Consider the following 9733-nt stretch of genomic DNA (forward strand, 5'->3'; position numbering starts at 1 on the left):
GTGACCGCCAGCCCCTACAAAAGGGATAGATGAGCAAAGTTCGCATCAACGATCTTGCACGTGAGTTAGAGGTCAAGAGCAAGTCCATTCTGGATGCTCTTACGGCGGTTGGCGTCACCGAGAAGAAGACGCATTCGAGCTCCATCGAAGAGGATGAGGCCGAGAAGGTGCGCGGCTACTTCAGCCGTGGAGGCCGCACGAGTGCGTCCCGCGTGGCGCCTGTTGACACCAAGCCCAAGTTTGATCTTTCGCACGTCTCGAAGCCAGGCGATGCGCTGAAGGCGATTCTAGAGCGCAAGCAGGCAGAGACGGCAGCGCGCAATGCGCCTCCTCCGCGGCCAGCAGTGACCGTGGCGCCTCCGACAAACCGTCCGCCGGTTGTGGCGCGGCCCGCGTCGGCGCCCTCAGCAGCGCCGGTCGTGGCGCACGTTGCTGCGGCTACACCCGCGGCACCGGTTGCGGCTGCTGCGCCGCCTGCGGCTCCAGCTCCGCGGCGCATTGTGCCGATTCCAAGGCCTGCTGCACCCAATTACGTTGTTGCGCCCGCTATCGCGAGCCGTCCTGTCACGGGACCGGTTGTTGCGCGGCCGGCTGCGGCGTCTGCGTCACCGGCTGTCGCGGTTGTACCGCCTTCTGAGCCAGTGGTCGTGAAGCCCGCGGCGGTTGCGCCTCCGACGCCCGCTCCAGCGGCTGCTCCGGCCGCGGCTGCTCCGATTGCCGAGCCTGTTGCTCCTGCGGCTCCGGAACCGGTTGCGGCAGCTCCTGCAGCACCGGCTGCCAGTGTTCCGGCGCCGCGGCGCGTCGTGATGCCGCAGACTGGACCGCGACCGACGTACAGTGCGCCGCCTCCGCCTCCAGGCGGACCGCCGCGCACGCCTATCTTCCAGCGGCCACGTCCTGGATACCAGGGATCGAATCCTTCGGGTGGACCTGGAGGGCCTGGAGGACCGGGCTCGCGACCGGGAATGGCTGCGGGCGCTCGCCGTCCGATGCATCCGACGAGGACGTTTCCGGGCGGAACGGGCGGAGGTCCGGGAGGTCCGGGCTTTGCTCCGCGACCGGGCTTTGGCGCGGCACGACCAGGTTTTGGGAATCGGCCAGGAGCTGCTCCGGGCGGGTTGATGCCTGCTCCGGGCGAGGCTCCGGGACCGAGCCGTCCGGTTCGGGCGGGATCGCGTGGCCGTGGCGCACCGCGTTATGAGAAGAACAAGGAAGTCGCACTCAAGGGATACAGCGTGCCGCGCTTTGGCGGGCCGCAGATTCCGCAGGGCGATGTGCCGATTACCAAGACGATTACGGTGACGGAAGGCATCTCGGTGAAGGACCTGGCCGTGATGCTGGATGTGCGCGGCAAGGACCTGATCGCTACGCTGCTGATGAAGGGCGTGATGGTGACGGTGAACCAGTCGCTGGACGGCGAGCTGGTGAAGGAAGTGGCGCGCCAGTTTGGCGCCGATGCTACCGTCATCTCGGTCGAAGAGCAGTTGGAGAACGAGGCTATCGAAGGCTTGTTGGAAGATACGTCCAACATGGTCGAGGTGGTGCGTGCGCCGGTGGTTACGATCATGGGCCACGTCGATCACGGTAAGACGTCGTTGCTGGATGCGATCCGGTCTACCGATGTGGCGGCAGGTGAAGCTGGCGGAATCACGCAGCACATTGGCGCGTACAAGGTGAAGATCACGAAGCCGGATTCCCCTGCGTTCGGACGCGAGATCGTGTTCCTCGATACCCCTGGTCACGAGGCGTTTACGCGCATGCGTGCTCGCGGAGCGAAGATCACGGACATCGTTGTGATCGTGGTTGCGGCGGATGACGGCGTGATGCCGCAGACGCTGGAAGCGATTGATCACGCGCGTGCGGCGAAGGTGCCGATCATCGTGGCGGTGAACAAGATCGATAAGCCGGACGCTGATCCGAGCCGGGTGATGAATCAACTGGCTGCTCGCGGCGTGCAGGCTACGTCGATGGGCGGAGACACGGAGTTCGTGGAAGTATCGGCCAAGAAGCGGATTAACCTCGACCAGTTGGAAGAGATGATCTGCCTGGTTGCCGATGTGAACGAGCAGAAGGCTACGCCGGAGCGTCCCGCGGTTGGTACGGTCATCGAAGCGAAGCTCGATCGTGGTCGCGGTGCGGTTGCGTCGATCCTGGTGCAGAACGGAACGTTGCGTACGGGCGATAGCTATATCGTCGGCAACACGTTTGGTAAGGTGCGCGCGATGTTCAACGATCGCGGGCAGGAGATCAAGGAAGCTGGACCATCGACTCCGGTCGAGATCCTCGGACTTGAGAGCATTCCGGATGCTGGCGATACGTTCCTCGTGATGGCGGACCGCGACAAGGCCAAGGGCATTGCGCAGTACCGCAAGATGAAGGAGCGCGAGGCGCAGCTGGCGAAGAGCTCGCGGGTGTCGCTCGAAGGGCTTGCGGAACAGATCAAGCAGGCGGGCGTCAAGGACCTCAACCTCATCCTCAAGGGCGATGTGCAGGGTTCGGTCGAAGTGCTGGCCGATTCGCTGCAGAGAATGTCGACCGAAAAGGTTCGTGTGAAGGTGCTGCATTCGGGCGTTGGCGCGATCACCGAGTCGGACATTCTGCTGGCTTCGGCTTCCAATGCTGTCGTCATCGGATTCAACGTTCGGCCGGACCGCAAGGCTACCGATGTTGCGGAGCGCGAGAACGTCGAGATCCGGTTGCACTCGATTATTTACGAGCTGCAGGACCAGATTACGAAGGCGATGTATGGATTGCTCGAGCCGGTCTTCAAGGAAAATTATGCTGGCCGCGCGACTGTCATCAACGTCTTCAAGATCACCAAGGTTGGCCAGATTGCCGGCTCGCAGGTGACCGATGGTCTGATCCGGCGCGACAACCAGGTGCGCGTGCTGCGTGACGGCGAAGAGGTCTGGAAGGGCAAGATTTCGTCGCTCAAGCGGTTCAAGGACGATGTGTCCGAGGTGCGCTCGGGTGTTGAGTGCGGTATCGATCTGGCTGGGTTCAAGGACATCAAGGTTGGCGACGTCATTGAGGCGTTCACGACCGAGAAGATGGCCGATGAGCTGGGCCGGAACTCTGCGGAGGCGAAGAAGGAGCGCGACGTTGCGGCTCTGAAGGCAGCCAAGGATGCCGAGAATGAAGTTGCCAAGGCTGAAGCGGATACCGCGAAGGCTGAGGCGGAAGCCGCTAACGCTTAGGGCTTTTGGTTGTGAGGGAAGGCCGGGAGAAATCCCGGCCTTTTTGTTTGTGGGGAGGTTGTACCCCCCTCCCCCCCGGCGGTCATACCTGTCCTCTAAAGTAGCCTATTCATGTGGGTTAGGGGTGAAAGTACCCCCGGGGTTACCCGCTCTCTGGCTGTAAAGTAGGGCAGCCGGAGACTTTACGGGTAAAGTCTGGCACCCATTGAAGTTAGGGCGGTGCTGGGGCTGCGGCACCTTGGGGAGCGCCCCCTTGGTAGGTTGGGGGGGAAGGGCTAGTTCTATTGTAGAGGTTGGGTGGGGGTAACTATGCCAACTTGTTGGGAGAGAAATCGCCAGTGTTGGTAGGGGTTTTGGCGATTTCGGAAGGTGATGGGGGATTGACATGCGGATTTTGGGCGGTTTTCGCGGGTGAATTTGGGGATTTATTTTTGGGGCGGGATGGAAGTAGGGAAGAAGCAGATTCCCAAAGGGAATGACAGAAAGAAAGGCAAGGGCAACAGCTAAAGCGGGCCCTTCGGCTGCGCTCAGATGACAGAGTCTGGGTCGGTTTGAGAGTCGTGGGTGATATATCTGGCTGCACGGTTTAATTGCAGAAGAGAGTGTGTGGAGGATTGGGATGGCGCGTTCGCGTAGGGAGTTTTTGGCGAAGGGTTCGATGGGGTTGGTGGGGGCGGCGATGGTTGCGAAGGCGTCGGGCGGGCAGACGCCACAGGCTGCTGGGCCGCAGGTTCCGGTGGGGCCTCAGATTCCTAGTACGCCGGGTGCTCCTGGGGCGTTTGGGACGGCGCCGGTTACGGGGCCGGAGGTTTCGGTGGAGACGTTTGTGCAGGCGGAGAAGCTGGTGCAGGTGGAGATGTCGGGGAAGGATCTGGCGGAGGCTGCGGGGAACTGGCGGCAGAGTATGGCGGCGGTGTATGAGAGGCGGGTGGGGCCGCGGAAGCTGGCGATCGGGTATGACGTGGCGCCGGCTACGGTGTGGAATCCGCTGATGCCGAAGGTGCAGGGCGTGGCTTGGACGAACGTTGAGCCGCAGGTAGACGCAAACGGTCGAGTTCTTCGGGGAGACGCGGGCGGAGGTCCGCGCGGGGTTGATCGTCTGCCTGCGAAGGATGAGGACATCGCATTTGCTTCGGTGGCGCAGTTGTCATGGTGGATTCTGTCGAAGCAGATTACGTCAGAGCGGTTGACGGGGATTTATCTGGAGAGGCTGGAGCGGTTCAACAAGGAGTTGAATTGCGTGATTACGCTGACGCGGGAACATGCGCTGACGCAGGCGCGGGCCGCCGATGCGGAGATTGCTGCGGGGAAATATCGCGGGCCGCTGCATGGGATTCCCTGGGGAGCTAAGGATTTGCTGGATACGGCGGGGATCAAGACGACTTGGGGGGCTGAGCCGTTTCGGGATCGCGTGCCGGTGGAGGACGCTACCGTAACGAAGCGGTTGAATGAGGCGGGCGCGGTGCTGGTGGCGAAATTGAGCCTGGGCGCCTTGGCGTTGAATGATGTGTGGTTTGGGGGGCAGACGAAGAATCCGTGGAACCTGGATGAGGGGGCGTCGGGGAGTAGTGCGGGGCCCGGTGCGGCGGTGGCGGCGGGGCTGGTGGGGTTTGCGATTGGGTCGGAGACGCAGGGGTCGATTGTGTCGCCGAGTATGCGGGATGGCGTGACGGGGTTGCGGCCGACGTTTGGGCGCGTGCCGCGGACTGGCGCGATGACGCTTAGCTGGACGTGCGACAAGTTGGGGGTGATGGCGCGCGGGGTGGAGGACACGATGCTGGTGCTGGAGTCGATCAAAGGGCCGGATGAGAAGGATGTGGCTTGTATTCCGGCGGGGTTACGGTTTCATGCGGGGAAGAGTGTGGCGGGGCTGAAGGTGGGATATTTTCCGGAGTGGATGAAGACGGCTCCTGCTACGGAGGTTGATCGCGCTGCGCTGGAGACGGTGAAGAAGTTGGGGATGGTGCCGGTGGAGGTGTCGCTACCGGATTGGCCTTATGACTCGCTGAACATTATTTTGTTTGCGGAGAGTGCGGCGGCGTTTGAGGAGATCACGCTGAACCATCAGGTCGATGAGTTGAAGATGCAGGTGCCGGATGCGTGGCCGAATACGTTTCGGCAGTCGCGGTTTTTGAGTGCGGTGGACTTTGTGCAGGCGGATCGGTTGCGGCGGATGGTCGCTATGGAGATGGAACGCGTGATGAGTAGCGTGGATCTGCTGCTGGTGCCTAGTCTGCGGGATGAGTTTTTGGTGATTACGAACTTTACGGGGCATCCGTCGTTGACGCTAAGGGCGGGGTTTGTGGAGGTGAGTGAGGCTCGGAGTGATTGGGCTCCTGATGTGAAGAACCCGGTGAAGAAGTTTGCTAAGCCGCGGCGGGTGCCGCATGGGGTGTCGCTGGTGGGAAGGCTGTTTGATGAGGGAACGATTGTGGAGGCGGGGATGGCGATGGAGGCCGCGTTTGGCGTGGCGGGGGAGCGGCCGTCGGGGTTCTGAGGCGTTGTCAGTTCTCAGTTGTCAGGGAGATTGGTGGGGCTAGTGGGGGTTATTGGGGGTGAAGATTAGGGTTAGGTCGACCTCGTGGGTGGCGGGGTCGCCTACTGCTTTGAAGCCGGCGCCGTAGGGCTGGAAGGGCGGCTGGGCGATGTGTTTGGCGAGGAAGGCGTTGACGGCTTGGTCGCTGTAGGGATCGCCGGGCTTCATGGGCCAGTCGGCGTTGAATTGCTGGAGGGCTTGCGGGGAGAGGCCGGTGACGTTGACGGTCTTGAGACGGTAGATTTCGCCGGGGACGGGTTCGAAGGTGTAGGCGACGGTGTGGGCGGTGGCGTCGGGGACGGGATGGGAGAGGACGTAGACGTCGAGGTAGCCCTGCAGGAGATAGGCCTTGGAGATGGCGGCTTCGGTTTTGGCGAGGTCGGATTCATTGGCGAGATCGCCGGGGTGGAGTTTGTTGTCGCGGGCGAAGTCGGCGGCGGAGTAGAGGGGCGTGGGGTTCCAGGTGAGGGTGGAGATTTTGTACGGGTCGCCGGTGACGATGCGCGCGGTGTAGGTGACGAGGAAGGCGCTGGCGTTGGCGTTGGCGTTAGCGTCGGCGGGTGCGGGGGCAACGGTGCGCTCGATGTTGTCGAGCGAAGCCTGGACGTAGCCTGCGCGGCGAAAGGGGTCGAGGAGGATGCTGGAGAGATTGATGCCAGTGAGCCCTTCGTTGAAGGGATGACGGGTGGCGGCGTTGGCTGCCTGCTGGAGGCCAGGAGAGAGCGTTGCAGAGGCGCCGGTCGGGGCAACCATGGAGAGGTGCAGGGTGCCGAGACGGACGAAGGGCTGGTCGATGCTGAAGTTCACGACACGGTGGGGCTGAAGGTTGGTGGGCTCGGCGATGGTGTGGGAGATGGAGGCGGTGATGCCTTTGGCGGCGAGCATTTGCTGGAGGGCGGCCTGGATGTCGTCGGGGAGGGAGCCGGCGTCAGATGCTACGCCGCGGTAGAGGGGGACCTGGGCGTGGATGCCGGCGGTGAGTTCTTCGGGGGTGAACCAGACGAAGTTTTCGAAGCTGGCGGGGAGGAGCTGGTCGAGCGGGATGGGGCTAACGTCGACGACGATGGCGCGGGCGCGGGCGCTGTTGCCATAGTTGATGGTGGCGTCGGCGAAGAGGCCAGTGTTGAGGAGGCGCTGGGCGGCGTTGGCGAGGGAGTCGTTGCTAAGGAGCTGACCGGGTTTGAGGCCGGAGACGGCGAGGAGTTCGGCGGGCGCGTAGGGGTCAGCGTGGCGGAAGGTGACGCTGGCGATGGAGTACTGTGCGTGCGCTGCTGCGAGGGGCGCGAGAAGGAGGAGGGCGGCGAAGACTCGGTGGGGTCGCAAGGGAAGCTCCTGGGAGAGATGGATTATTTGGGGTGTGCGGAGGCGGCTGTCTTGAGGATGATTTTTACTGTGTGATTTGCGGGGTCTGGGACCATGCCAAGGCCGACGGGGAAGCCGAGGTTGAGAGACTGGAGGGCCTGGTGGATCGTGGTTCTGAGATCGGCGTTGGCGATGGCTCCGGGAGCGGTGGTGAAGGCGCGGGCGAAGGCGGCTTGCTGGTCGAGCGCGAGGGCGGAGGTGTCGATGGAGGCAAAGCGGTAGACTTCGCCCGGGACGAAGTTGCAGCCGTAATCGACGGTGTGGGCTGCGTTGTCCTGATGCGCGGTGAAGAGGGCTTTGGCTTCTAAGTAGCCTTGGTCGGCGTAGAGCTTCTGCATTTCGGCGCGGGCTAGGCGCTGGGCGGCGAGTGAGGCGACGTCGCCGGGTTTGATGTTGGCAGCCTTGGCGAGGTCGGCTTGGGAGACGGGTGGCGCTGCGTTGATGTGCAGGTTGGAGACGTGATAGATGTCCCCGGGCGTGATGGTGGAGGAGAGATCGACGGCGTAGGTGAGGAGATCTTTGTGCGGCGCGGAGGTTGTGGGGGCGGTGGTTTGGACGTCGAGGTAGCCGGCGTCCCGGTAGATGTCGTTGACGCTCTCCTGAACAGTCTTGGTAGTTTCGGCGATGTCAAAATCCTGGCCGTGGAGGCGGTGCCGGAGGGTTGTGATCTGGGGGTGAAGTGCGGGGACGGAGTCCTGGAACTGAACGTCGCCGATGACGATGGAGGGGCTCACGATGCTGAGCGTGACAGAGTCTGCGGAGAAGCCGTTCTCGTGTGCGTCGACCGTTGCATCCACACCCTTGGTGTGGAGAAGGGCGACGAGCTTGGCTTTGACCTGGTCGGTGAGTGTGCCGGCGACGGGGAGTTGGCCATGGTAGCCGGGGACGGCGGCTTCGAGGAGGGATTCTAAGTCGGCGGATTGCCACCAGACGAAGTTGGAGAAGTGCGCGGGCTGGAGTTGGCTGCTGGCTGACGGGGTGAGCTTGATGACGAGGGCGGTGGCGTTGACGGTGTAGCCGACGTCGCTGAAGAGGCCGGTGTCGGCGATGCGTTGGAGGGCGGCTTCGATTTGTTGCTTGGTGAGCGGGGTGTTGGTGGGGAGGGCGGCGATGCGGAGAGCTTCGGCGGTGTCGACGGCGGGGGGTGCGTCGATGCGGATGGTTTTGGGAGTGTAGGTTTGCGCGAGTGCGGTGAGGGGCGCGAGAAGCAGTAGGGCGGACAGTGCTCGGCTGAGAGGGCGCATGAGGGTTTCAGCAAGAGTATGGGGGAGCGGGGAGATTGGCAAGCGGGGACGGCTGTGTCGTACCGGGGGGAAGAGAGGCAAGAGAAAGAACGGGAGAATGCGGGTTCGTTCGCTGCGCTCAGAATGACAATTTCTTTTAGAAATTTTCAAAGAAAGGCAAAGACAACAACGGCCGAAGCAGATTCCCAGAGGGAATGACAGAAAGAAAGGCAAAGGCAAAGGCAAAGGCAAAAGCGGATGCGGGGATCCTTCCCCTTTGCTGCGCTCGAGGGTGAGGATGACGACGAACAACGGGATTCGGCAAAAGACGAGTGCAGATGTGGAGTGCTAGCGGCGGGGCTTGCCGGCGTAGACGCGGTCTTGGATTAGGTCGAGGGTTAGGCTGTCGAGGGAGTTGATGAGGTCGCGGCCTAGGGCGCCTTCGTATTCGTCGGAGAGAGTGTTCTGCGGGTTGTTGAAGACCGCTATGTGCTGCAGGTCGATGATGCGGTTGGCTAGTTCGAGGTCGACGTGGTCGAGGACGTAGACGTGATCGGTGGAGGTGCCGCCGGCTCCGTATCCGTTGCGCGTGCCTTGCTTCTGGTGGAGGAGGTCGGCGGGGAACTCGCGGTAGTAGGGGAGGAAGAAGGTCGTGGCGTTGGCGCCGGAGTCGAAGAGGAAGAGGCGGGAGAGATTGTGGGTGCGGCAGGAGAAGAGGATGTTGAGCTTCTCCATATAGATGGGGGAGGGGTAGATGGGCGAGGAGTCGTCGGTGAGGGTGAGCGTGGGGCCGGCCTGGAAGCGGTGGTCGTGCGTGAAGCGAATGATGCCGAGGGCCTGGAAGACGGGGTAGCCGAGGATGGCGGGGATGACGTAGGACTTTTTCTTGCCGGTGGCAATGGTGAGGTTGGCGTCGGGGAGGACGAGAAGAACGACGTTGTGGACGGTGGCGGTGCCGATGGCGAGGGTGTCGAGGATGGCGGTGTGGAGGGGATTTTCTGCGCCTGTGGCTCCCTGGGTGTGTGCGGTGCCGGTGCTGAGGGTGAGGCCTAGCTGATGGGCGAAGGATTCGGAGACTACGGAGAAGTTCGCGCCGGTGTCGAGGATCCAGGGTGCGGTGATGTTGTGGGCGGTGAGGTCGGCGGTGATGGAGGAGAGGCGGTCGGAGTGGGTGGGGATGTCGATGGGGGTGGTGATGTCGATGGTTTGGGGTGGGGCGGCGAGAACGAGCTTGATGGTGTCGGCGTCGTCCTGATCGTCTTTGAGGAGGGTGGGGGAGAGGCCGGCGGGGGCTTCGGTGAGGAGTCGGGTGTAGAGGGCGCTGGCCTGGGCGTAGCGGTAGAGCTTGAGGTTGGCGTCGGCGAGCGAGCCGAGGACGAGAGCGAGGCGGGGGGGGGGGGGGGGGGGGTCGGGGG

At 62.9% G+C, this 9733-nt stretch carries 5 protein-coding genes; 2 read left to right on the top strand and 3 right to left on the bottom strand.

Features of this window, described 5'->3' with window-relative positions; all coding sequences use genetic code 11:
- The first annotated feature begins 29 nt into the window (after positions 1–29).
- A complete protein-coding gene (gene infB, locus GSQ80_RS04840) occupies positions 30–3197 on the top strand; it encodes a translation initiation factor IF-2 (RefSeq protein WP_158786410.1) in 3168 nt (1055 codons plus the stop codon).
- Between the two features lie 619 nt (positions 3198–3816).
- The gene (locus GSQ80_RS04845) at positions 3817–5694 is read left to right on the top strand and encodes an amidase (protein WP_158786412.1); all 1878 of its coding nucleotides are present in this window, start codon (positions 3817–3819) and stop codon (positions 5692–5694) included.
- A 39-nt stretch (positions 5695–5733) separates the two neighbouring features.
- Here the strand turns inward: GSQ80_RS04845 and GSQ80_RS04850 are convergent, their stop codons facing one another.
- From GSQ80_RS04850 to GSQ80_RS04860, 3 genes are all read right to left on the bottom strand, one after another.
- Positions 5734–7056 carry a hypothetical protein gene (locus GSQ80_RS04850; RefSeq protein ID WP_158786414.1) on the bottom strand — a complete coding sequence of 441 codons (1323 nt, stop codon included), beginning with the start codon at positions 7054–7056 and terminating at the stop codon, positions 5734–5736.
- 23 nt (positions 7057–7079) lie between these two features.
- A complete protein-coding gene (locus GSQ80_RS04855) occupies positions 7080–8339 on the bottom strand; it encodes a hypothetical protein (RefSeq protein ID WP_158786415.1) in 1260 nt (419 codons plus the stop codon).
- 327 nt (positions 8340–8666) lie between these two features.
- Positions 8667–9733: retropepsin-like aspartic protease (locus GSQ80_RS04860; RefSeq protein ID WP_158786417.1), on the bottom strand; the 1067-nt coding region annotated here is incomplete at its 5' end.

The organism is Granulicella sp. L46 (assembly GCF_009765785.1).
Lineage (GTDB): Bacteria > Acidobacteriota > Terriglobia > Terriglobales > Acidobacteriaceae > Granulicella.

What these genes read in the sequence shown, in the direction of transcription:
- GSQ80_RS04845 (WP_158786412.1), top strand. Translation starts at nt 3,817, where the DNA reads ATGGCGCGTTCGCGTAGGGAGTTTTTGGCGAAGGGTTCGATGGGGTTG.
- GSQ80_RS04855 (WP_158786415.1), bottom strand. Translation starts at nt 8,339, where the DNA reads ATGCGCCCTCTCAGCCGAGCACTGTCCGCCCTACTGCTTCTCGCGCCC.
- infB (WP_158786410.1), top strand. Translation starts at nt 30, where the DNA reads ATGAGCAAAGTTCGCATCAACGATCTTGCACGTGAGTTAGAGGTCAAG.